This window comes from Paractinoplanes atraurantiacus, from assembly GCF_900215205.1.
GTDB classification, from domain to species: domain Bacteria; phylum Actinomycetota; class Actinomycetes; order Mycobacteriales; family Micromonosporaceae; genus Actinoplanes; species Actinoplanes atraurantiacus.
Genome location: NZ_OBDY01000023.1, coordinates 34,529 through 57,650, shown reverse-complemented (window position 1 = coordinate 57,650; position 23,122 = coordinate 34,529). Strand labels below are relative to the sequence as shown.

The following is a 23,122-nucleotide window of genomic DNA, read 5'->3' as shown; positions in this document are numbered from 1 at the left end:
TCGTGGATCAGAAGGAGCCCTTCTTCACGTCGGCCAGGCTGACGCGGGTCACAACGAAGGTGGTGCCGCCGTCGGGGCCGTTGGAGAGCTTCAGCGGGACGCCGGACTGAGCGTCGATGACCAGCGTCTGCGGCGACTCCCCGGGCATGGCCGGCATGCCGACGGTCAGGTTGAGCACCGGCTTGCCGTCGAGGGAGCCGGGCACCACCTTCACCTCGGGCATCTGGTCGAGCAACCGCAGCGCTCCGGCCCTTACCACCGGGTCGCCGGCGCCGGCGTGCAGCGCGTCTAGAACGTTGTTCCAGACTCGGTTGTCGGCGATGTTCGTCCGCATGCCCTCGCGCACCGCCGCCGGGATGTTCGTGTTCGCCGGAGCAGGATGGATGTAGCCGGGTGCCTCGGTCGGCACGGGTGCGCCCTTGGGTGCGCCGGCCACGATCATCCGCTTGCGGGCGGCGTTCAGGTCGCCGGTCGCCGCCGCCTTCGCCGCCGCGACGTACTGGCGGTAGCTGTCCCCACCGCGGATCTTGCCGCCCTTCACCTGGGCCGGAAGGCCCCCGCGGGTCTTGGCGAAGTAGTAGCCGCCGTTGTCGGCCCACAGGTCCCAGACCTTGACCCGCTTGCCGTCGAACAGCGTCTGGTCGCGCAGCACCAGCGTCGCGTCGCCGGCCGGCGGCTGGGCCGTGGTCAGGTGGCCCACCAGCTGCACGAGCGGAGCCACCTGCGCCGCCGAAGAGCTGGGGGCGGCGAGCGGCGGCGCGGACGGCGGGGTGCCGCCGCCGGTGGTGGTCACCGCGACGGCCGCGATCGCGGCAACGGCGAACCCGCCGGCCGCGGTCGTGCGCCAGGCCAGGCGACGGCCCCGCAACTGGCGGCCGCGGCTCTCGATCCGGTCGAGGTCGGGCCGGTACTCCCTGTCCCGCACGGCGGCCTTAAGGGTCGTGCTCAGGCGCTGCTCGGTGTCGTACGACATGTCAGAGGTCTCCTCGGTTCAGGACGGACTTGAGCTTGCTCAACGCCCGGCTCGTCTGGCTCTTGACCGTGCCCTCGCTGCATTTCAGGGCCTCGGCGGTCTCCCGCTCGCTGAGCCCTTCGAGGAACCGGAGGACGACGGTCGCCCGCTGCCGCAGGGTCAGCGACTGGAGGGCCTGGAGCAGATCGGCGCGGGTGACGACGCCGTCGGAGAGGTCCGGCACGGTGATGTCCGGAACCTCGGACACGTCGACGTGGCGGTTCCGGCGCCAGTGGCGGCGAGACTCGTTGATCAGGATGCGGCGCACGTACGCGGACGGGCTGTCGGCCCGCTGGACCTTGCGCCAGTTGCTGTAGGCCTTGGCCAGAGCCTCCTGGACGAGGTCGTCGGCCAGGTGCCAGTCCCCGCACAGCAGGAAGGCCGTGCGGTGCAGCGACGCGGCCATGCCCTGGACGAAGACCCGGAAGTCGTCCCGCGTCCCGGCCGGTCGGTGCTTCATTACGGTCGTCACACAGAGGAAGACACCGCGGGCCGGTCAGACGTTGTCAGAAAATATGAAGCTTTTTCGCGCAATTACTGCCCGAGGGAGTACCTCTTCGACACGACCTCGACCGAGCTGAACCACGTGGTGACGTGGACGCGGACCTCGGGGGTGCCGGGAACCCGGGGCACCCGGGCCAGATGCAGCTGACGCGAGGAGAAGACGGCGGCGCCGGTGAGGTCGACCTCGACGCCCTCGGGGACGATCACCTTGAGCTCGCCGAAGGTGACGCTGCCGGAGATCTCGATGACATCCTGGTCGGTGGCGATCTCGCGCAGGTCGAGCACGGTCGAGCCGAACAGCGTGCGGATCGAGACCCGGGAGTCGCGCAGCCGCCAGCGGCCACGGCGTTTGTTCTCGCTGAAGATGGTGATGACCCGGTCGACCGTGCGCGACGAGCCGACGATCGGCGTGATCGACAGCCCTTCGGTGGCCCGGGCCAGCTCGGCGGCGTCCTCGGCGGCCCAGACGGCGCCGACCCGCACGCTGAACTCCTCGAGGGTGAGCCGCCCGTCGCCGCACGCACGCTGCAACAGCTCGGCGGCGCGCTCACGCTCGGGCTCGGACGGCGGCACCCGCATCGGTGTGGTCACGGCAAGATCCTAGGGCTTGCGGGCCAGTACGCCGTAGATCGCTACGTCGCCGGCATCGGGGCGGGGGCCGTCGTCGTCCGGGCGCCACTCACTGACCGCGACGAAGCCCGGCTCGAGCACCTCCAGACCTTCGAGGATCAAAGCCAGATCGGCGGCCGTACGCGGGTACGCGTCGACCTGTCCGGCATCGATCATCGACAGGTAGCGGGCCCGCCCCTCGGCGTCGGTGAAGTCGGTGGTGGCGTGGCTGAGGGCCAGGTAGCTCCCGGACGGCAGGGCGTCCACGAGCGTACGGACGATCTCGCGCGCCTCGGCGTCGTCGCGCACGAAATGCAGCACCGCGACGAGCATCAGCGCGACCGGCCGGTCGAGGTCGAGCACGTCGAGGACCTCGGGGTCGGCCAGGATCTTCTCGGGCGTGCGCAGGTCGGCCTCGAGATAGTGGGTGCGGCCCTCGGGGGTGCTGGTCAGCAGGGCCCGCGCGTGCACGAGCACCATCGGGTCGTTGTCGACGTAGACGACCCGGCTCGACGGCGCCACGCGCTGGGCCACCTCGTGCGTGTTGTCGGCGGTGGGCAGGCCGGTGCCGATGTCGAGGAACTGCCGGACGCCGGCCTCGGCGGCCAGGTGGGTCACCGCGCGCCGCAGGAAGCCGCGGTTTTCCCGGGCCGTGATGCGGACGCCGGGGAAGGCGGCGGCGATCATGTCGCCGGACTCGCGGTCGACGGCGAAGTTGTCCTTCCCGCCGAGCCAGTAGTTGTACCGACGGGCGGAGTGGACGCGGGTGTCGTCGACCATGACGACACCCTAATCCACAGTAGACGCGCTCAGACGCCCCGGAAATCGATTCCCATCAAACTCGCAGCCGCCTGGTAGGTGGCGGCCCGGTGGCCCAGCGACAGCGACCAGTGGTGGCCGACGCCGGAGGCGCTCCAGTCGTCGACCCACTCGCCGGGGTCGCGGCCGAAGTCGACCCGGCTGGTGGTGTTGCCGATGGCCAGCAGCGGACCGTCGACCACGGTGCCCTCGGCGGCGATGAACGACAGCGAGCCGTCCCGGTCCTGCCCGAGCCCGAGCAGGGTGACCGGCCCGTGCCGGACGTCGAACTCGACGCTGACGCCCCAGCCGCGTTTGCCGTGATAGACGCCGAGGCCGCGCAGCAACGGCTGCCGCGAGCTGACGGCCAGGTGGGCCGGCCCGTCGTGACCCATCTCGACCACGTTGTCGGTGAAGTTCAGCGCCTGGATCTCGCAGAACGACCCCCCGGCCCCGGCCACCTGGGTGGCCAGCTGGGCCACGGTGGTCCTCAGCTCGTACTCACCGGTCGTGGGAATGCCCCTCGCGGTGAGAAGCGAGGCGCCCAGGATCATCCCGGCGCCGAGCCGCTCGTGGTGCTCGCCGTTGAGGCCGCGATGGTAGTAGGCGAGGCTGTCCAGGTCGAAGTCGTCGGCGAGCCGGTCGAGGCCGACCGAGACGCGGGCGCCCCAGGAGAAGTCCTCCTCGTTCACCGACTCGTCCAGCTCGAAGATCTTGCGGGCGAGCTCCTTGCGCTCGGCCACCTCGTCGTCGGTGACCGTGGCGACCCGCTCGCGCAGGTCGTCGAACTCGAGCACCTCGACGTGCGAGCCGAACGTGGTCGGCAGCAGCGTCAGGTCGGTCGAGACGTCGAGCATGCCCGGGTAGAGGTGGCCCATCAGGCCGTGCCGGGCGTTGCGCAGCGCGGCCCGGATGCGGGCCGCCTCGATCCAGCGGCCGATCCGCTGCCAGGCCGCCTCCTGCCGCAGCCAGCCGGTGACCGACCGGAACGGGATGCCGGCCCGGCGGAACAGGTTGCCGACCTCGGGCACCGGGCACTGCCCGCAGTAGGCCAGCCAGGCGCCGGTGTCGAAGGTGGCGTGGTCCATCCGCTCGGTGGGCTGGAGGTCGATCACGAGGATCGGGGTGTTCGACCGCTGCGCGATCGGCAGGACCATCGAGGAGGTCAGATAGGTGGTCAGGAACAGGACGATCAGGTCGCAGTCGGCGCGGCGCAGTTCCTCGGCCGCCCGCACGCCGTCGGCGGCGTCCGAGATGAAGCCGACGTCGGTCACTGACGCGTCCATCTCCTGGAAGCGAGAGCTCACATATCGGGCGGACTCCTCCAGCTGCGGGAGGAGATTCGGAAATTGCGGCCAGTACGTACCGAGGCCGCCGGCTACGAGTCCGATACGCACCTTGCGCCGGTTCTTCGGTTCGAGAAGGGTCATGCTGCCTCCCAGATGATGACGTGCAGATTGCGAGGGCCGTGCACCCCCTCAACCCGGTTGAGCTCGATGTCGCTGGTCGCCGACGGCCCACTGATCCAGGTCAGCGGCCGGGCCGGATCGAGACGGGCGATGGCTTCGGGCACCGACGCGACGACCTGGTCGGGCCGTAATACGCAGATGTGCAGATCGGGCAGAAGCGTGAGGATCCGCCGCCCTTGATCGGGCGAGCCGTCGAGCACGATGGTCCCGGTCTCGGCGATCGCCACGGCCGCACCGGTCACGACACCGTCGGCCGCCACGATGGCCGCCTGGTCGAGCCAGGAGTGGGGGCCGGTCTCGGGGCCGAGGCCGATGCCGGGGGCGGCGTCGACTCGCGCCGGGGACTCCGGCGGCAGCCACGACTTGGGCAGGCCCGGCGGGACGACGAGGGTGCCGGCGCCGATGATGTCGCCGACGATGGCCGCCACATCGGAACCGCGATGGACCACGGCCTTGTAGTCGACGAGCCGGTCGATCAGCACGTCGAGGTCGGCCGGCGGGAACTCCCGGCGGTAGGAGCGCGGGACCTCCGGCACCGCCGGATCGTCGGCGAGCGCCGCCCGCACCCGCCCCAGAATGAGGTCTTTGCTGCTCATCAGCCCCGCCGCCCGTCTTCGCCGCTCATCGGCCCCGCCGCCCGTCGTTTCTGCTCATCGGGACCGCCACCAGTCGCGGAACGATTCGGGTGGTGGGGTCGGCAGGTCGCGGGCGGCCGACCAGCCGTTCAGCGGCGGTGGCAGGCCCCGGCCTCGTTTGCCGACGAGCTTGGTGAACTTGGCCGCGCGCTGGGCGCGGGCGTAGAGGCGCGGACGGTCCATCGTGTACGCCGCCGCGGCCATCACCGCCTTCTCGGCCGCCGGGTGCGGCACCTGGTTGCGCAGGTGGACCAGGATCGACGGGATGTCGATCTTCACTGGGCAGGCGTCGAAGCAGGCGCCGCAGAGCGACGACGCGTACGGCAGCGACGCGTTGTCCTCGACGCCGGTGAGCTGCGGCGACAGCACCGCGCCGATCGGGCCGGGATAGACCGAGCCGTACGCGTGCCCGCCCGTCCGTTCGTACACCGGGCAAACGTTGAGGCAGGCCGAGCAGCGGATGCAGTGCAGCGCCGACCGGCCCACCTCGTCGGCCAGCACCGCCGAGCGCCCGTTGTCGAGCAGCACCAGGTGGAAACTTTGCGGCCCGTCGCCGGGCGTCACCCCCTGCCACATCGAGGTGTACGGGTTCATCCGCTCGCCGGTCGACGCGCGCGGCAGCAGTTGCAGGAAGACCTCGAGGTCCTGCCACGTCGGCACGACCTTCTCGATGCCCATCACCGTGATCAGAGTGTCCGGCAGGGTCAGGCACATCCGGCCGTTCCCCTCGGATTCGACGACCGTGAGCGTGCCGGTCTCGGCGATGCCGAAGTTGGCCCCGGAGACGGCGACCTTCGTCGTCAGGAACGTCTCGCGCAGATAGCGCCGGGCCGCCGCGGCCAGCACCGGGGGATCGTCGGTGAGCGCCGGGTCGACGCCGGGCATCGCGCGCAGGAAGATCTCGCGGATCTCCGAGCGGTTGCGGTGGATGGCCGGCACCAGGATGTGGCTCGGCTTGTCGTCACCGAGCTGCACGATCAGCTCGGCCAGGTCGGTCTCGACCGGCGTGATCCCGGCGTCCGCGAGGGCCTCGTTGAGCCCGATCTCCTGCGTCGCCATCGACTTGATCTTGAGGACGCGCTGCTCGCCGGTCGCGCGCACGAGGCCGGTGACGATCCGGTTGGCCTCGGCCGCGTCGGCCGCCCAGTGCACCACCCCACCGGCCTCGGTGACCTTCGCTTCGAGCTGTTCCAACAGACGGGGCAGATTCGCCATGGTGTACGCCTTGAGCGCCGACCCGGCCGCGCGAAGGTCCTGCCAGTCCGGAAGCTCGGCGATGACCCGGCCCGACTTGCCGCGGATGGTCGTCGTCGCATGCTGCACATTGCGGCGTAACTGCGGGTTGGCGAGCGCGGTTCGCGCCGCACGCGGAAACGGTTCGTCCCCGCGCAGATGCCCCACGCCCCGCGGCGCGTGGGCCAGAGGCATTCCCAAGAAGGTCATGCTTTCTCCGTCGAAGCCAGGATCTCGGCCAGATGTACGGTCGTCACGCCCGTCCGCAGACGCGACAGGCCGCCGCCGATGTGCATGAGGCAGGACGTGTCGCCGGCCGTGCAGACGTCGGCGCCGGTGTCGAGCACGTGCCGCATCTTGTCGGCCAGCATCGCCGTCGACGTGTCGGCGTTCTTCACCGCGAACGTGCCGCCGAACCCGCAGCACTGCTCGGCCGCCGGCAGCTCGACCAGGTCGAGCCCGCGCACCCGGCGCAGCAGCCGCAGCGGCCGGTCACCCACCCGCAGCATGCGCAGCGAGTGGCAGGTCGGGTGATAGGTGACCCGGTGCGGGTAGTACGCGCCCACGTCCTCGACCTTCAGCACGTCGACGAGCAGTTCGGACAGCTCGTACGTGCGGCCCGCGACCTCTTCCGCGCCGGCGGCCAGGCCCTTGTCGCCCGCGGCGTTCGCCACCGTCTTGTGCTGGTGCCGGATCGAGCCGGTGCAGCTGCCGGACGGCGCCACGATGACGTCGTACGGCTCGAAGGTGCGCACGTAACGCCGTACGAGCGGCAAAGCCTCTTTTTGATAGCCGGTGTTGATGTGCATCTGGCCGCAGCAGGTCTGCGCCTCGGGGAAGACGACCTCGTGGCCCAGCCGCTCCAGCAGCAGGACGGTCGCCTTCGCCGCGGCCGGGAACATCGTGTCGGCCAGGCAGGTGGCGAACAACGCGATCCGCACGGGATCTCCTATCTGGGCTCGTAGCGCACGATCTGCTGGGTCTTGCGCAGAACCGCGCGGAGCGCCGTCAGGTCTCCCTCGATCACGCCGGCCGCGCGGGCCTGCACCAGCAGGTTGCCCAGCGCTGTCGCCTCGACCGGCCCGGCCAGCACCGGCAGCCCGCAGGCGTCCGCGGTGAGCTGGCAGAGCAGCTCGTTGCGGGCGCCGCCACCGACGATGTGCACCGCGTCGACGTGTTTGCCGGAAAGCTCCTGTGCCTGCTCGATCGCCCGTTTGTGCGCCCGGGCGAGACTGTCCACGATGCACCGGGTGAGCAGCGCCGGGCTCGCGTCCGACGGCAGCCCGGCCGCCTTGACGAGCCGGCCGGCCATGTCGCCCGGCGGCAGAAAGACCGGATCGTCCAGATCGACGACATGGGCGAACGGCTTCTCCCGCGACGCCGCCCGCAGCAACTCGACGATGTCGGGCGACCCCCACTCGCGCATGCACTCCTGAAGCGGCCACAGCCCCATCACGTTGCGCAGATAGCGAATCGTGCCGTCGACGCCGCCCTCGTTGGTGAAGTTGGCCGCGCGCGACGCCGCGCTCAGCACCGGTTCGTTCAGCTCCAGGCCGACCAACGACCAGGTCCCGCAGGAGATGTACGCGAAGTTGTCGCCGGCCGCCGGGACACCCACGACCGCGGAGGCCGTGTCGTGCGATCCGACCGCCACCACCCGCGTACCCCCGAAATCGCCGATGACCGACCCGGGGTGACGGATCGCCGGGAAGAGCGAAGGCCGCAGGCCGAGCTTCTCGATCAAGGGCGAGGACCATTCCCGCGTACGCACGTCGACGAGCTCCGTGGTCGACGCGTTCGTGTACTCGGCGCCGGACTCGCCGGTCAGCCAGTACGCGAGCAGGTCGGGGATGAGCAGCAGTTGCCGCGCAACCTCGTATTGCGGACTTTTCTTCGCGGCGGCCAGCTGATAGATCGTGTTGAAGGGCAGCTTTTGGAGACCGGTGATCTCGTACAGCCGCTCGTCGGCGATCACCTCGGCGACCCGCTCGGGAACGCCGTCGGTGCGGGCGTCGCGGTAGTGCACCGGGTTGCCGAGCAGCTCACCGATCGCGTCGATCAAGCCGTAGTCGACCGCCCACGAGTCGATGCCGATGCTCTCGACCGGCCCCGCCTTCTTCAACCCTTCGAGGACACCGCGGTAGAGGCCGAGGATGTCCCAATAGAGGGTCCGATTTGTGCGGACTGGCTCATTGCGGAACCGGTGCGCCTCGGTCAGCTTGATCTCGCTGGGCCCGACGCGGCCGACCATGACACGTCCGGACGACGCGCCAAGATCGACCGCGGCGAAATCCTTGGTCATCGCAGGAATGCCGCTGCCACGCCGGCGTCCACCGGGATGTGCAGGCCGGTCGTGTGGGTCAGGTCGCCGCCGGTCAGGACGAAGACCGCGTTCGCCACGTGCTCCGGCAGCACCTCGCGCTTGAGCAGCGTGCGCTGCGCGTAGTACTCGCCCAGCTTCTCCTCCGGCACGCCGTAGACGGCGGCCCGCTTGGCGCCCCAGCCACCGGCGAAGATGCCGGAGCCGCGGACGACGCCGTCGGGGTTGATGCCGTTGACGCGGACGCCGTACTGACCCAGCTCGGCCGCGAGGAGGCGTACCTGATGGGCCTGGTCGGCCTTGGTGGCGCCGTAGGCGACGTTGTTCGGGCCCGCGAACAACGAGTTCTTGCTGGAGATGTAGACGATGTCGCCGCCCATGCCCTGCGCGATGAGCACCCGCGCGGCCTCGCGGGAGACCAGGAACGAGCCCTTGGCCATCACGTCGTGCTGGAGGTCCCAGTCGGCCTCGGTGGTCTCCAGCAGCGGCTTCGAGATGCTCAGGCCGGCGTTGTTGACGACCAGGTCGACGCCGCCGAAGGCGAGCACGCCCTCCCGCAGCGAGGCGATGATCGCGTCGGCGCTGGTGACGTCGGCGCCCACGGCGATCGCGGCGTCGGTACCGCCGATCTCGGCCGCCACGGTCTTGGCCGCCTCGAAGTCACGGTCGGCCACGATCACCACGGCGCCCTCGGCGGCCAGCCGCAGCGCGATGGCGCGGCCGATGCCCGAGCCGCCGCCGGTCACGTAGGCGATGCGGGTGGCGAGGGGCTTCGGCTTCGGCATGCGCTGGAGCTTCGCCTCCTCGAGCGCCCAGTACTCGATGCGGAACTTCTCAGCCTCGTCGATCGGGGCGTACGCCGACACCGACTCGGCGCCGCGCATCACGTTGATCGCGTTGACGTAGAACTCGCCGGCGACGCGGGCGGTCTGCTTGTTGGCGCCGAAGGAGAACATGCCGACCCCGGGGACCAGGACGATGGCCGGGTCGGCGCCGCGGATGGCCGGGCTCTCCGGGGTGGCGTGCCGGTCGTAGTAGGCCTGGTAGTCCTCGCGGTAGGCGGCGTGCAGCTCCTTGGCCCGGTTGACGACCTCGTCGAGCGGCGCGTCGGGCGCGGTGTCCAGGATGAGCGGCTTGACCTTCGTACGCAGGAAGTGGTCCGGGCACGAAGTGCCCTTTGCCCCCAGCTCTTCGAGGCGCTCGCTGTTGACGAAGTCGAGGACGACGTCGTTGTCGGTGTAGTGGCCGACCTGAGGGCGGTCGGTGGAGGCGAGCCCGCGCAGGTACGGGAAGAGCTCTGCCGCCCGCTGTTTTCTTTCTTCCGTCGCGAGCGACTCGTTGACCTTGGCGCCGAACGGGTTCGGCCGTCCGTGCTCGGCCAGGTAACGCTCGGCGGTCTTGATGATCTCGAGCGAGTGGGCCTCGCACTCGGCGCTGGTGGCGCCCCAGGCGGTGATGCCGTGCCCGCCGAGGATGACGCCGATCGCCTGCGGGTTGGCCTTCTGCACGGCGGCGATGTCGAGGCCGAGCTGGAAGCCGGGCCGGCGCCACGGCACCCACAGCACCTTGTCGCCGAAGATCTCCTTGGTCAGCGCCGGGCCGTCGGCGGCGGTGGCGATCGCGATGCCCGAGTCGGGGTGCAGGTGGTCGACGTGCGGCACGTCGACCAGGCCGTGCATGGCGGTGTCGATCGACGGGGCGGCCCCGCCGCGGCCGTGCAGGCAGTAGTCGAACGCGGCGACCATCTCGTCCTCGCGCTCCACACCCGGATAGACGCCGGTGAGCGCGCGGAGGCGGTCGAGCCGCAGGACGGCCAGGCCCTTCTCGCTCAGCGTGCCGAGGTCGCCGCCGGACCCCTTGACCCAGACCAGCTCGGTGGGCTCGCCGGTGACCGGGTCGGTCTCGGTGCCCTTCGCCGAGGTGTTTCCCCCGGCGTAGTTGGTGTTGCGCGGGTCGGCGCCGAGCCGATTGCTGCGCTCCAGAAGCTCACGCACTGCGGGATTCGTCATGGTTTCCTTCATCGCGGGTCGTTTCGGAGAGGCGCGTGAAACGTTTCAGACGTTGCCGACACATTACGGCCCTGTAGCGACAGCGGTCAAGACGTCGAACGCGCTTGAAACGATGCGAACTTTACGGCCGTGTGCGACGCCTACGCGTCCGTCGCTCATCGCGCAAGCCGGAGATAACGGATTTAATGCCGGATCCGCCCGGACCACCCCACCGAAAGATCGTCTTTTCCGACTTGTCCATCCCACTATTCGATCTCTCTCGCACCGATCGGACGACCCTGGTCAGGCCCGTCCACTCACGACACAACGATCTTCGGATGGATCTAGGCCGTTTAGTCCTTTGTTTAGTGCTCAACCAAACCGGTCCGTGTCAGTGTTGCCCCGAAAGCCCACCCGAGCACCGGATTCGTCACCCCCGGCCCGGCGCTCGCTCTAGGAGGACACAGCACGTGGCGAACATCGAGACTTCCCTCAAAGAGGCCATGACGATCGAGGGCGCCATCGGCGTGGCCCTGGTCGACTACACCAGCGGCCTCACCCTGGGTGTCATGGGCGGCGGCCTGAACATGGACATGAACGTCGCCGCCGCCGGCAACACCGACGTGGTCCGGGCCAAGGTCCGCACGCTCGAGATGCTCGGCCTCGGCGACAGCATCGAAGACGTCCTGATCACGCTGGACTCGCAGTACCACCTGATCCGGCTGCTGCACGGCCGCGGCAACGAGGCGTTCTTCCTCTACCTGGCGCTGAACAAGAGCCGGGCCAACCTCGGCCTCGCCCGCCACCAGCTCCGCAAGATCGAAGCGGAACTCGACGTATGACGGCCCTCGACGAGAGCGGCCTGAACGTTCGCAGCACCTCACAGCTGGTCAGCGACGCGGTCCGGCAGTTCCGGCAGCAGGTGCCCGAGTGCATCGCCAGCGGCCTCGTGGACATGTCGACCGGCATGCTGCTGGCCGTCGACACGCTCGACGACCACCCCAGCGAGGTGCTGGACCTGCTCGCCGCGGCCACGTTCGACCTGTTCCAGGGCCGCAACGTGACCATGATCGAGGACATCTGGAAGGCGCGTCGCGGCGTACCGAACGACGATCACCACTACTTCCAGGAGATCCTCGTCCACAGCGACAACCTCGTGCACGTGTTCCTGCGCAGCCCCGTCAGCCAGGACATCGTGGCCGTGGTGGTGTGCCGCCGCTCGGCGAACACCGGCATGCTCCTGGCCCAGGCCCGGATCGTCATGAAGCAGCTGGACGCCGGCCTGGCGGGATGACCGGGCCGACGGACCCGGGCGCCCCCGGCTTGTCGGACGCCCTGGGCATCCCCGGGGCCAGCGCGGTCTCCCTGCTCGACCCGGACGGCCCGCGCGTGCTGTGGTGGGCCGGCGGCGGCCCGCCGGACGAGCAGCAGGCGGCGACCGTGGTGACCCTGGCCGCGGCCGCCGCCGGCATGGTGATGCTGGGCGAAACCGGCGACGAGTTCGGTGACGTGCTGCTGACCAGCAGCGACGCGTTCCACGTGGTGCGGCTGGTCGAGGACGACACCTCGCCCCTGGTCGCCCACCTGACGCTGCGCCGGGCCGGCGCCAACCTGGCGATGGCCCGGCGTGAGTTCGGGTCGCTCATCAAGGCGTACGCGGGCAAGGCCGATCAGACACGCAAGGCGGCCGCCCCCGCCCTGACGTCCCCGCCCGCACCCGCCATCGCCGCTTCGGAGGTTGCCGCTTCGGCTCCCGCTCCCACTTCGGGTTCGGTTTCCGCCTCGGTTCCTGAGGAGATCGCCGCCGCCGTCCTCGCCGCGGGGGTTGCCGCCTCCGCTGAGGTTGACGCCCCCGGTGAGCTCGCTTCCTCCGAGCCCGAACCTTCTCCCCCGCCGGGCGAACTGCCCCGGCGGAACCGGGTGGAGCCGTCCCACACGGACGACTCCCCCGACCTGTTCAGCCTCCTCGGCCAGCCCTACGCCGCGGACGACGCGATCCTCGACCGCGTGCTGGACGCCCTCCGTGCCCTCTGACCCGCTCCCCCTCCTGGAGAAAGACGTGCAAGCAGATCCCTACCAGGCCGTTCGCGGCGAGATGGCCGCGCTCCGGCACCAGGTGACCGGCGTACGCGGCTGCGTCATCGCCGGCGTCGACGGCCTGCTGATTTTGCACGACACGGTGTCCTCGACCGAGCCGCACGACATCGCCGCGCTGGCCGCCGGCGCGCACGGCATCAGCCGCACCTGCGGCGCCGCCCTCGGCCAAGGCACCTTCCAGGAGGTGACGATCCGCAACACGGGCGGCTATCTGTCCGTGTACGCGATCGGCGAACTGGCCCTGCTGGCCGTGATCGGCGACAGCGGCCTGAACATCGCCCGTCTCCACCTGGAGGCCCGCCCGGTCACCGCCCGCCTGGCCCGCCTCCTGAACGTGCCGACCGCGCATCCCTTCGACTGAAACCCTTCATCGGCTGCCACTTTCGGCCGATTGATGCGGTCACTGAACCAGTCCAGTGGCCGAGGCGCTTCCTCTCATGATCAACCAGGCTGAGAGGCCGGTACGTTCATGGGGGATTCATGGTTACTCGTCGTTCGATGCTGCGCGGGGCCCTGCTCGCCGCGGGTGGTGCGGCCACCGCCTTCGCCGGTTCCGACCACGTCAAACACTGGCTCGGCTGGGACCGCCCACCCCTGGGCGGCGGATACGCCGCGGCCGCCGACAACCTGGGCGCGGTCGCACACGGCGGAGTGCAGATCCACTACTTCCAGCCGACCGCCGAGAAACTGGTGGCCCTCACCTTCGACGACGGCCCACTGCCCGACTACACGCCGCGCTTCCTCGACGCGCTCGACAAGGCAAAGGTGCCGGCCACGTTCTTCCTGGTCGGCCGCCACCTGGAAGCCAACGCCGCACTGGTCCGCAACCGCCTGGACCGGCACGAAGTCGCCAACCATTCCTGGTCACACGACGACCTGGCCACCCTCGACCTGGCCGGCGCCCGCCGCGAACTGGAACGCACCCACGAGGCGATCAGAAAGCACACCGGGCGCGAGGCCACCCTGATGCGACCGCCCTACGGCCACTTGGGCGGATCGACAGTGCTGGCCGCCGACGCCATGGGATACGACATCGTGCTGTGGTCACACCAGATGCGCGAACGCAAATACGCGACCGACCCCGCGGCCCAGGCACAGGACCTAGTCGACTCGATGCGCCCCGGCTCGATCATCCTGGCCCACGACGCCGGGACCAAGCGGCGGTTGGTCGCCCTGGAGGCCCTGCCGACGATGATCGAAGGTTTGCGCGCCCACGGCTACCGCTTCGTCACGGTCTCCGAGCTCCTGAACAGCCGAGCGTCAGTCTCCTGACCGTGCGCCTGTGCAGAGTGCCGACGCGCTCACCGAGCCGGCCCACCCGCCAGGCCGGCCCACCCACAGAGCCGACCCACCGCAGAGCCGACCCACCGCAGAGCCGACCCACCGCAGAGCCGACCCACCGCAGAGCCGACCCACCGCAGAGCCCGCCCTCCCCGGGGGCCCCCGCCAGCTCCAGTCTGACGGAAAGCAGGAGATCGTGCAGGTGCCTTGTGGACAGTGAGCGGCCTTGTGGATAACCGGGTCGGCGGCTGCCGCGCATTCGGCACTAAGACCACATCTCGTTAGGGGTTGTTGCTGGTTAGGAGGTTGAGGCGGGCGGCTCGGCGGTAGCAGATCAAAGCGCAGGCCAGGCGCAGGAATCCGGTGAAGTGGGAAGCCTTACGGTCGTAGCGGCGGGCGAGACGCCGGAATCGGGTGACCCATTCCAGGCAGCGTTCGATGACGTAGCGGTGCCGGCCGAGGTGAGTGGCTGATTCGATGCCCTTACGCGCGATCCGGGCGATGATGCCGCGCCGCCTGACCACCTCGTGGCAGGGCCGGTAGTCATAGCCCTAGTCGCCGTGCAGCTTGGCAGGCCATCGACGGGGCCGCCCGAGTGGTTGCCGGATCGCGTGCAGATTGTCGAGCACGTCCTCGAGCATGGTGCTGTCGTTGACGTTCGCGGCGGACACCACCACGGTCAGCGGCAGCCCGTTGCGGTCGCTGACCGCGTGGATCTTGGAGCCGGGCTTGCCCCGGTCCACCGGGCTGCGTCCGATCAGGTCCCCCCTTTGACCGCCCTGACATGCATCGCGTCCACACTCGCGCGGGACCAGTCGATCTGCCCGGCCACGCCGAGGACGTCCAGCGTCGCCTGGTGTAATGCCTGCATGACACCTTGATCCACCCACTCGGCGAACCGGCGGTGCGCGGTCGCCCGCGAAATCGGGAACGACTCCGGCAACGCGTCCCACGCACACCCGGTCTGCAACACATACGCGATCGCCGCGACCGCCACCCGATCATCGATCCGCCGCCGCCCGCCACCCTGATGCCTTTCCGGATGCGCGGGCAGCAACGGCTGCACGAGGTGCCACAACGACTCCGGGCAGTACTTCTCCACATCACTCACACCCGTACAACGAATGATGTTGAAACTCAACAACCCCTAATGAGATGCGGTCTAAGTAGCGCGAAGGGCGCGTCCAAGCATGGGGCAGAGCGCACGGAGCAGAGAAACCACGCACGAACGACCAACCAGGCGGTCCGGCTGGAAGCCAGACGAGCCGTGCTCCATCGGACAGCCCGCGATCGCACGACCGTCGCGACCCGAGATACCGCCGCAACGCGCGGGGCGATCAACAACCCGCGTCGAGGAGACCGCAGCAAGCCCAAAACGACCCGACGGCGCGCGGGAGGACGACCGTCGCGAGCCGCGGAACGGTCAGACGGCGCGCGGAGGCGGCGCTGGGTGGGGGGACGCCGGCGCGGCCCGGCTGCTGGCGCGCGGTCGTGACCACCGGGCCGCTGGACACGGATCTCATGCTGCCGCCGCAAGCCCCGAAAGGACCGGACGGCGCGCGGGCGAACGGCCGCCGCAAGCCACGAAGCGACCGGACCGCGCGTGGGCGGACGACCACCGCAAGCCCTGAAACGACCGGACGGCGCGCGGGCGGACGACCACCTCAGGCCGCGCAACAGCCAGACGGCGCGCGGGAGGACGATCGCCGTGCGGTCAGACGGTGCGGGTGCGGGAGACCGTTGAGGCTCGGGCCACCAGTTCGGGGGTGAACTGGAGCTGGCTGTGCTTGTGGTCCGGGTTTGTGGCCTCGTCGAGCACCAACTGCGCCGCCGCCCGTCCCAGCTCCTGACGCGGCTGCCTCACCGACGTCAGGGGCACCGCGGCCGCCGCCGCGAACTCGATGTCGTCGAAGCCGACGATGGCCAGGTCGTCCGGCACTCGCAGGCCGGCGCCGATGCTCTGCTGGAGCAGGCCCAGGGCCAGCAGGTCGTTCGCGCAGAACGCCGCCGTCGGGCGCCGGCGCGCGGGCAGGCCGGCCAGGCGCTCGCCCGCCGACCGTCCATCGGCGACGGTCATCGCGTCGGTCGGCAGGTAGATCAGATCGTCGGGGGAGCGGCCCAGCGACGACCAGATCTCGCGGGCGCCCTGCAGTCGCTCGCCCACCTGGCCCAGCGAGTCGGGGCCGCCGATGAACGCGACCCTCTCGTGCCCCTGTTCCGCCAGGTGCTCGACCGCTATGCGGCCGCCCAGCACGTCGTCGACCGCCACCGAGCAGCAGTTGTCGACGCCGCGGACCCGGTCGACCACGACCAGGGGCACTCCCCGGCGGGACAGCTCGTCGAGGTGCGGCGCCGCCGGGTCGACCGGCGTGATCAGGATGCCTTGGACGCGCTGCTGGAGCAGGCGGTCGAGGTGCACCTCTTCCCGGGACGCGCGGCTGTTGCTGTTGCAGATGAACAGCGACAGGTCGGCGTCCTCGGCGGCCAGCTCGATGCCCTGCGCCACGTCGTGGAAGAACGGGTTGGTGCCGTCGAGCATCACGTACGCCAGGGTGCGGCTGGTGCCCGCACGCAGCTGGCGGGCCGACTCGTTGCGGACGAATCCGAGCTCCGTCATGGCGCGCTCGACCCGTTCGCGGGTGCGGGCGCTGACCACTTCCGGGCGATTCATCACGTTGGAGACCGTGCCCAGCGAGACGCCGGCGGAGGCGGCCACGTCCTTGACGGACGGCGTCCTGCCGTTCAGCACCGCAACCTCCTCGACCTGCCGGTCGAGCCGGCGGTGAAACGCGGAACCGGCTCACCGTACCCCGCCTGACGAAAAGCGGTGATCACGCGGCCGGAGAAAAAGACGGTTGAAACGTTGAAGTTGCATCTTACGGTACAGGTCGAACTCACAACGGCCGTGTTTCCGCAACGTTTCGATCGAATGCTTGACACGTGTGATCGGGGCCACCTACGTTCTCTACACGTTCTCTGAAACATTTCAAAGTCCGACGTGGAGGTGGCTGTGGCGGACTCTTCGGCCAAGCCCGATAACCGCGCCGGTGACCACGGGCCGGCCCGGCTCGAGGTCGCCGGCGTCACGAAGTCGTTCGGCGCCGTCGCGGCCGTCCAGGGCGTCAGCTTCCCGCTCTTCCCGGGCGAGGCGCACGCTCTCGTCGGCGAGAACGGCGCCGGCAAGTCGACCATCGTCAAGATGCTCGCCGGTGTGCACCGGCCCGACACCGGCACGCTGCGGGTCGACGGGGCCGATGTCGAGTTCGCCGGCCCGGCCGACGCCAAGGCGGCCGGCATCGCCGTCATCTACCAGGAGCCCACGCTCTTCCCCGACCTTTCGGTGGCCGAGAACATCGCGATCGGCAACCAGCCGCTGACCAGGCTGCGCCAGATCGACCGCAAGAGCATGACGGCGAACGCGGAGGCGCTCTTCCGCCGCCTCGGCGTCCACCTCGACCCGGGCCGCCCGGCGCGGGGCCTCTCGATCGCCGACCAGCAGCTGGTCGAGATCGCCAAGGCGCTGTCGGCCGAGGCCCGCGTGCTGATCATGGACGAGCCGACCGCGGCGCTGTCCGCGGTCGAGGTCGAGCGGCTCTTCTCGGTTGTGCGCTCGCTGCGCGACGAGGGCGCGGCCATCATGTTCATCTCGCACCGCTTCGAAGAGATCACCGCGCTCTGCGAGCGGGTGACGATCATGCGGGACGGCAAGCACGTCACGACCGAGCTGGTGTCCGAGCTCAGCGTCGACGACATGATCCGCAAGATGGTCGGCCGCGACCTGAGCGCGCTCTTCCCCAAGCAGGACGTCGAGCCGGGCGAGGTGCTGCTCGAGGTGGACAAGCTCAGCCGTGAGGGCGTCTTCCGTGACATCTCGTTCCAGGTAAGAGAAGGCGAGATCGTGGCGCTCGCGGGCCTGGTCGGCGCCGGTCGGTCCGAGGTCATGCAGGCCGTGTTCGGCGTCGATCCGTACGACTCAGGCTCTGTGCGTTTCAAAAAGAAGAAGCTGAAGGGTGGCTCTCCGCGGGCGGCCATGGCGGCCGGTCTGGCCCTCGTGCCTGAGGACCGGCGTCAGCAGGGTCTGGTCATGGACCTGTCGATCGAGCGCAACGTGACGCTGCCGCGGGCCCGCAAGCTGGCCCGCCTCGGTCTGCTGTTCGGCGGCAGCGAGCGCAAGTCGGCCCTGACCTGGACCGAGAAGCTGCAGACCAAGCTGGGCAAGCTCAGCGACGCCGTCGGCACCCTCTCCGGTGGCAACCAGCAGAAGGTGGTGCTGGCCAAGTGGCTGGCCACCGGCCCGCGCCTGCTGATCGTCGACGAGCCCACCCGCGGCATCGACGTCGGCACCAAGGCCGAGGTTCACCGGCTCCTGTCGTCGCTGGCCTCCGACGGCATGGGCGTGGTCATGGTCTCGTCCGAGCTGCCCGAGGTGCTGGGCATGGCCGACCGGGTCATCGTGCTGCGCGAGGGCAAGGTCGCGGCCGAGCTCACCCGGGCCGAGGCCACGGAGGAGTCAGTCATGTACGCCGCGATGGGACAGAAGGTTTCGGCATGACCACGTCTACGCTCGGCGCGCCCGCGCCCGGCCGGCGCTTCGCGGGCGGGCTGCTGAAGACCCGCGAGCTCGGCATCGTGCTCGCCCTCGTGGTGCTGATCGCCTACACCGCGATCGACAACCCGCGCTTCCTCTCCGGCCAGAGCATCCGCGACAACCTGCTCAACACCGCGATCCTGGCGGTGATGGCGGCCGGGCAGGCCGTCGTAGTCATCACCCGCAACATCGACCTGAGCGTCGGCTCGGTGCTGGCCATCAGCGCCTTCACCGTGGCCACGATGATGAGCGACAACCCGGGCCTGCCGATGATCGTCGCGATCGTCGTCGGCATCGCCGTCGGCGCGGTCGCCGGCCTGGTCAACGGCGTGCTGGTGCGGTACGGCAAGGTGCCCGCCCTGGTGGTCACCCTCGGCACGATGTACATCTTCCGCGGGCTGGTCTACTCGTGGGCCGGCGGCCAGCAGGTCAACGCCGACGAACTGCCCGCGCACTTCCTCAGCTTCGCCAACGACAACATCCTGGGCATCCCCTGGCTGGTCCTGATCGCCTTGGTGGTGGTCGGCGGTGTCTCGCTGATGATGCGCAACTACCGGATCGGCCGCGAGATGTACGCGATCGGATCGAGCCCGGACGCGGCCGAGCTGGCCGGCATCAAGGTCGCCCGCAACCTGATCGTGGCCTTCATCCTCAGCGGCGCCGCCGCCGGCCTGGCCGGTGTGCTGTTCGCGGCCCGGTTCGGCACGGTCGACGCCTCGGCCGGCACCGGCTACGAGCTGAACGTGGTGGCCGCGGTCGTGGTCGGCGGCGTGGCCGTCTTCGGCGGCAGCGGCACGGTCTGGGGCGCCGGCCTCGGCGCGCTGCTGCTGACCGTGATCAGCAGCGCCCTGGCCGTCCTCGACATCAACCAGTTCTGGCAGCAGGCGATCGTCGGCTCCCTGATCATCCTGGCCATCTGCGCCGACCGGCTGGTCGCGGTCCGGATCGCCCGTTCTCTCCGTAAGCGAGACGCTCATGTCTGAAGTGAAGAAGAGGCTGACCAGCTGGGACAGCATCATCATCCTGCTGACCATCGTGGTGCTCATCATCGCGTCGGCCACCGTGGACAACTTCGGCACCAGCCGCAACTTCACCTTCATGGTGCTCGACCTGCTGCCGATCATCCTGATCGCGCTGCCGATGACGATGATCATCGTGACCGGTGAGATCGACCTGTCGGTGGCCAGCACGCTCGGCTTCACCAGCGCGCTGATGGGCTGGTTCTGGAACAACGGCCTGTCGATCGAAATGATCATCCCGCTCTGCATCGTGATCGGCGCGATCTGCGGCGTGCTCAACGGTTTCCTGATCACGGTGCTCGGCCTGCCCTCGCTGGCGGTCACGATCGGCACGCTCGCGCTCTTCCGCGGCCTCGCCTTCGTGGTGCTCGGCGACGGCGCGGTGGCCGACTTCCCGTTCAGCTACACCGACTGGGTCACCGGAACGCTCGGCTCCTCACCCGTACCCAATGTCCTGATCTTGATCGTGATCCTGGCTTTGATCTTCGGGATCGTGCAGCACGCCACCCCGGTCGGCCGGGCGCTCTACGCGATCGGCGCCAACGACAAGGCCGCGCATTTCTCCGGCATCCGGGTGGCCAGGACCAAATTCTGGTTGTACGTCGTCAGCGGTGCCGTCGCCGGTCTGGTCGGCGTGCTGTGGACGCTGCGCTACTCCAGCGCCCGGGCCGACAACGGCTCGGGCCTCGAACTCGCCGTCGTCGCGGCCGTCCTGCTGGGCGGCGTGTCGATCTTCGGCGGAAAGGGCAGCCTGCCCGGCGTTCTGGCCGGTGTCGTGCTGCTGGCCGCGCTGCAGAACGCGCTGCGCCTGGAGGACGTCTCCGGGCAGGCGCTCAACATCGTCACGGGCGCCCTGCTCGTGCTCTCCGTCCTGCTTCCCAACATCGCCACCGCCGTTCGCGGCAACTGGCACCGCCGGCGCCTGCGGCAAGCCGCAGCCAACGCCCAATAGACCCGACCTCAAAGAATGGAGTACGCCGTGCTTCGTCGCTCCCCCCGTACGCTACTTTCCGTCACTTCAGCCGCACTCCTGGTCGTGGGCTTGAGCGCCTGCGGTGGCACCACCAAGGACAGCACCGACAACAGCGGCTCCGGTTCGCAGGCCTCCGCGGCCGCCGACCCCAACGCCGCGACCAAGGAGGGCCTGAAGATCGCCTTCCTGCCGAAGCAGCTCAACAACCCGTACTCCGATGTGGAGGTCGGCGGCGGCAAGGTGGCGGTCGGCGAGGTCAAGGGCGAGTACAAGCTGGTCGGCCCGAACGACGCGTCCGCCTCGTCACAGGTGTCGTACATCAACACCCTGATCCAGCAGCAGCAGGACGTCATCGTGGTCGCGGCCAACGACCCGAACGCGGTCTGCCCGTCGCTCAACCAGGCCCGCGCCGCGAAGATCAAGGTCGTCACGTTCGACTCGGACGCCTCCAAGGACTGCCGCGACGCGTTCATCAACCAGGCCACCACGCAGGGCATCGGCGAGTCCCTCGCGAAGATGGCGCTCGAGCAGGCCGGCGGCTCCGGTGAGATCGCGGTCCTGTCGGCCACGCCGAACGCCACGAACCAGAACGCCTGGATCGAGGTCATGAAGACCGAGCTGGCCAAGCCCGAATATTCGAAGCTGAAGCTGGTCAAGGTGGCCTACGGCAACGACGACGACCAGAAGTCGTTCCAGGAGGCCCAGGGCCTGCTGCAGTCGTACCCGAACCTGAAGGCGATCGTCGCCCCGACCACCGTCGGCATCGCGGCCGCCGCGCGCTACATCGGCTCGTCGAGCTACAAGGGCAAGGTCGCGGTCACCGGCCTGGGCCTTCCGAACCAGATGCGTGAGTACGTCAAGAACGGCACCGTGAAGAAGTTCGCGCTGTGGAACCCGGCCGACATCGGCTACCTCGCCGCCTACGCGGGCGCGGCCCTGGCCTCCGGCCAGATCACCGGCGCCGAGGGTGAGAAGTTCAAGGCCGGCAAGCTCGGCGAGTACACGATCGGCAAGGACGGCGAGATCGTCCTCGGCCCGCCGACCGAGTTCACCGCCGAGAACATCGACCAGTTCAACTTCTAGGTCGCGGCGGAACCCATGCGTTACTGCTTCAACCTCCAGGTCCGCCCCGAGCGGCTGGCGGAGTACGTGGAGCGGCACCAGGCCGTGTGGCCCGAGATGCAGGCAGCACTTCGGGCCACCGGCTGGCGCAACTACTCCCTGTTCCTGCGAGACGACGGCCTCCTGATCGGCTACGTCGAGGCCGACGATCTCGAGGCGTCCCAGGCGGCCATGGCGGCCCTGGACGTCAACACCCGGTGGCAGGCGGAGATGGCCCCCTTCTTCGCCGGCACCTCACCCACCGACGGGTTCCCGTTGCTGACCGAGGTGTTCCACCTTTCGAATGAGCCTTTGGAGGCCCCTCATGACTGACCTCGCCGCAGTCAAGCGCGCCCTGGCGGCGCAGCGCATCGAGACCCCGTCGTGGGCCTTCGGCAACTCCGGCACCCGCTTCAAGGTCTTCGCCCAGGAGGGTGTGCCCCGCACGCCCGAGGAGAAGATCGCCGACGCCGCGGTCGTGCACCGCTTCACCGGCGTGGCCCCGACCGTGGCCCTGCACATCCCGTGGGACAAGGTCGACGATTACCGGGCTCTTGGTGAGTACGCCAAGTCGGAGGGCGTGGCGATCGGCGCGATCAACACCAACGTCTTCCAGGACAACGACTACAAGCTCGGCTCGGTCACCAACCCCGACGCCGGCATCCGCCGCAAGGCCACCGATCACCTGCTCGAGGCGATCGACATCATGGACCAGACCGGGTCGCGCGACCTGAAGCTCTGGTTCTCCGACGGCATCAACTACCCGGGGCAGGACGACCTGCGCCTGCGCCAGGACCGGCTGCACGCGGCGCTTCAGGAGGCGTACGACCGGCTCGGCGACGACCAGCGCTTCCTGCTCGAGTACAAGCTGTTCGAGCCGGCCTTCTACGCCACCGACATCCCCGACTGGGGCACCTCGTACGCGCACTGCGTCGAACTGGGCGAGAAGGCCACGGTCTGCATCGACACCGGCCACCACGCGCCCGGCACGAACATCGAGTTCATCGTGGCGTTCCTGCTGCGGCAGGGAAAGCTCGGCGCGTTCGACTTCAACAGCCGGTTCTACGCCGACGACGACCTGATGGCCGGCGCCGCCGACCCCTTCCAGCTCTTCCGGATCATGTACGAGATCGTCCGGGGCGGCGCGCTGGACCCGTCGTACGGCATCAACTTCATGCTCGACCAGTGCCACAACATCGAGGCGAAGATCCCGGCGATCATCCGCTCGGTGCTCAACATCCAGGAGGCCACGGCCAAGGCCCTGCTGGTCGACCGCGACGCCCTGTTCCAGGCGCAGGCCGAGGGCGACGTGCTCGAGGCGAACGCGGTGCTGATGGACGCCTACAACACCGATGTCCGCCCGATCCTGGCCGAGGTCCGCGCCGACGCCGGCCTCGACCCCGACCCGGTTCGCGCCTACAAGGCCAGCGGCTACCAGGAGAAGATCGTCGCCGAGCGCGTGGGCGGCGAGCAGGCCGGCTGGGGCGCCTGAGCT

At 69.4% G+C, this 23,122-nt stretch carries 22 protein-coding genes and 1 pseudogene; 11 read left to right on the top strand and 12 right to left on the bottom strand.

Annotated features, from left to right (window positions below; translation table 11 throughout):
- Nucleotides 1-7 precede the first annotated feature (7 nt).
- From CRP55_RS36605 to CRP55_RS36560, 10 genes are all read right to left on the bottom strand, one after another.
- On the bottom strand, nt 8-973 hold the full coding sequence (locus CRP55_RS36605; RefSeq protein ID WP_097326573.1) for a hypothetical protein: 966 nt from the start codon (nt 971-973) through the stop codon (nt 8-10).
- Nucleotide 974: 1 nt separating this feature from the next.
- Complete coding sequence (locus CRP55_RS36600) at nt 975-1,484, bottom strand: SigE family RNA polymerase sigma factor (protein ID WP_245923602.1); 510 nt, start codon at nt 1,482-1,484, stop codon at nt 975-977.
- 62 nt (nt 1,485-1,546) lie between these two features.
- Nucleotides 1,547-2,107, bottom strand: a complete 561-nt coding sequence (locus tag CRP55_RS36595; RefSeq protein WP_245923601.1) for a DUF1707 SHOCT-like domain-containing protein — start codon at nt 2,105-2,107, stop codon at nt 1,547-1,549.
- Nucleotides 2,108-2,116: 9 nt separating this feature from the next.
- Nucleotides 2,117-2,905 (bottom strand): SAM-dependent methyltransferase, encoded by a 789-nt coding sequence (locus CRP55_RS36590; RefSeq protein WP_097326571.1) that lies wholly within the window; start codon nt 2,903-2,905, stop codon nt 2,117-2,119.
- Nucleotides 2,906-2,934: 29 nt separating this feature from the next.
- Nucleotides 2,935-4,353, bottom strand: a complete 1,419-nt coding sequence (locus tag CRP55_RS36585; protein ID WP_097326570.1) for an L-fucose/L-arabinose isomerase family protein — start codon at nt 4,351-4,353, stop codon at nt 2,935-2,937.
- Nucleotides 4,350-4,988, bottom strand: a complete 639-nt coding sequence (locus CRP55_RS36580; RefSeq protein WP_097326569.1) for a LutC/YkgG family protein — start codon at nt 4,986-4,988, stop codon at nt 4,350-4,352. Before CRP55_RS36580 ends, CRP55_RS36585 begins: the two co-directional genes overlap by 4 nt.
- Nucleotides 4,989-5,042: 54 nt before the next feature.
- Entirely contained in the window at nt 5,043-6,470 is a 1,428-nt protein-coding gene (locus CRP55_RS36575; RefSeq protein WP_097326567.1) for a lactate utilization protein B, read from the bottom strand.
- Complete coding sequence (locus CRP55_RS36570; protein ID WP_097326564.1) at nt 6,467-7,201, bottom strand: (Fe-S)-binding protein; 735 nt, start codon at nt 7,199-7,201, stop codon at nt 6,467-6,469. Before CRP55_RS36570 ends, CRP55_RS36575 begins: the two co-directional genes overlap by 4 nt.
- Nucleotides 7,202-7,209: 8 nt before the next feature.
- Nucleotides 7,210-8,562 carry a rhamnulokinase gene (locus tag CRP55_RS36565; protein ID WP_097326561.1) on the bottom strand — a complete coding sequence of 451 codons (1,353 nt, stop codon included), beginning with the start codon at nt 8,560-8,562 and terminating at the stop codon, nt 7,210-7,212.
- Nucleotides 8,559-10,589 (bottom strand): bifunctional aldolase/short-chain dehydrogenase, encoded by a 2,031-nt coding sequence (locus CRP55_RS36560; RefSeq protein ID WP_179855480.1) that lies wholly within the window; start codon nt 10,587-10,589, stop codon nt 8,559-8,561. The genes CRP55_RS36565 and CRP55_RS36560 overlap by 4 nt, the downstream gene beginning before the upstream one ends.
- A gap of 449 nt (nt 10,590-11,038) precedes the next feature.
- Between CRP55_RS36560 and CRP55_RS36555 the strand changes: the two genes are divergently transcribed.
- From CRP55_RS36555 to CRP55_RS36535, 5 genes are all read left to right on the top strand, one after another.
- Nucleotides 11,039-11,410 (top strand): hypothetical protein, encoded by a 372-nt coding sequence (locus CRP55_RS36555; RefSeq protein ID WP_097326555.1) that lies wholly within the window; start codon nt 11,039-11,041, stop codon nt 11,408-11,410.
- Nucleotides 11,407-11,862: a hypothetical protein gene (locus CRP55_RS36550; protein ID WP_218854796.1), complete on the top strand. Its 456-nt coding sequence runs from the start codon at nt 11,407-11,409 to the stop codon at nt 11,860-11,862. The genes CRP55_RS36555 and CRP55_RS36550 overlap by 4 nt, the downstream gene beginning before the upstream one ends.
- The gene (locus CRP55_RS36545; RefSeq protein ID WP_097326553.1) at nt 11,859-12,602 is read left to right on the top strand and encodes a hypothetical protein; all 744 of its coding nucleotides are present in this window, start codon (nt 11,859-11,861) and stop codon (nt 12,600-12,602) included. The genes CRP55_RS36550 and CRP55_RS36545 overlap by 4 nt, the downstream gene beginning before the upstream one ends.
- A 25-nt stretch (nt 12,603-12,627) precedes the next feature.
- On the top strand, nt 12,628-13,026 hold the full coding sequence (locus CRP55_RS36540) for a roadblock/LC7 domain-containing protein (protein WP_245923600.1): 399 nt from the start codon (nt 12,628-12,630) through the stop codon (nt 13,024-13,026).
- Nucleotides 13,027-13,145: 119 nt separating this feature from the next.
- On the top strand, nt 13,146-13,937 hold the full coding sequence (locus tag CRP55_RS36535) for a polysaccharide deacetylase family protein (RefSeq protein WP_097326550.1): 792 nt from the start codon (nt 13,146-13,148) through the stop codon (nt 13,935-13,937).
- A gap of 290 nt (nt 13,938-14,227) precedes the next feature.
- Here CRP55_RS36535 and CRP55_RS36530 read toward each other — a convergent pair.
- Together CRP55_RS36530 and CRP55_RS36525 are read right to left on the bottom strand one after the other, a co-directional pair.
- Nucleotides 14,228-15,057: pseudogene (locus tag CRP55_RS36530) on the bottom strand (IS5 family transposase).
- 603 nt (nt 15,058-15,660) lie between these two features.
- Complete coding sequence (locus CRP55_RS36525; RefSeq protein WP_097326547.1) at nt 15,661-16,695, bottom strand: LacI family DNA-binding transcriptional regulator; 1,035 nt, start codon at nt 16,693-16,695, stop codon at nt 15,661-15,663.
- A 261-nt stretch (nt 16,696-16,956) separates the two neighbouring features.
- Between CRP55_RS36525 and CRP55_RS36520 the strand changes: the two genes are divergently transcribed.
- The 6 genes from CRP55_RS36520 to rhaI are packed head-to-tail and all read left to right on the top strand — an operon-like array spanning nt 16,957 to nt 23,119.
- Nucleotides 16,957-18,498 (top strand): sugar ABC transporter ATP-binding protein, encoded by a 1,542-nt coding sequence (locus CRP55_RS36520; protein ID WP_097326684.1) that lies wholly within the window; start codon nt 16,957-16,959, stop codon nt 18,496-18,498.
- Nucleotides 18,495-19,517: an ABC transporter permease gene (locus CRP55_RS36515; protein ID WP_097326544.1), complete on the top strand. Its 1,023-nt coding sequence runs from the start codon at nt 18,495-18,497 to the stop codon at nt 19,515-19,517. Before CRP55_RS36520 ends, CRP55_RS36515 begins: the two co-directional genes overlap by 4 nt.
- Nucleotides 19,510-20,505, top strand: a complete 996-nt coding sequence (locus tag CRP55_RS36510) for an ABC transporter permease (RefSeq protein ID WP_097326542.1) — start codon at nt 19,510-19,512, stop codon at nt 20,503-20,505. The genes CRP55_RS36515 and CRP55_RS36510 overlap by 8 nt, the downstream gene beginning before the upstream one ends.
- Nucleotides 20,506-20,532: 27 nt before the next feature.
- On the top strand, nt 20,533-21,609 hold the full coding sequence (rhaS, locus tag CRP55_RS36505) for a rhamnose ABC transporter substrate-binding protein (protein ID WP_245923599.1): 1,077 nt from the start codon (nt 20,533-20,535) through the stop codon (nt 21,607-21,609).
- A gap of 15 nt (nt 21,610-21,624) precedes the next feature.
- On the top strand, nt 21,625-21,960 hold the full coding sequence (locus CRP55_RS36500; RefSeq protein ID WP_097326538.1) for an L-rhamnose mutarotase: 336 nt from the start codon (nt 21,625-21,627) through the stop codon (nt 21,958-21,960).
- Nucleotides 21,953-23,119, top strand: coding sequence for an L-rhamnose isomerase (gene rhaI / locus CRP55_RS36495; RefSeq protein WP_097326535.1), 1,167 nt, complete (start codon nt 21,953-21,955; stop codon nt 23,117-23,119). The genes CRP55_RS36500 and rhaI overlap by 8 nt, the downstream gene beginning before the upstream one ends.
- Nucleotides 23,120-23,122: the final 3 nt, after the last annotated feature.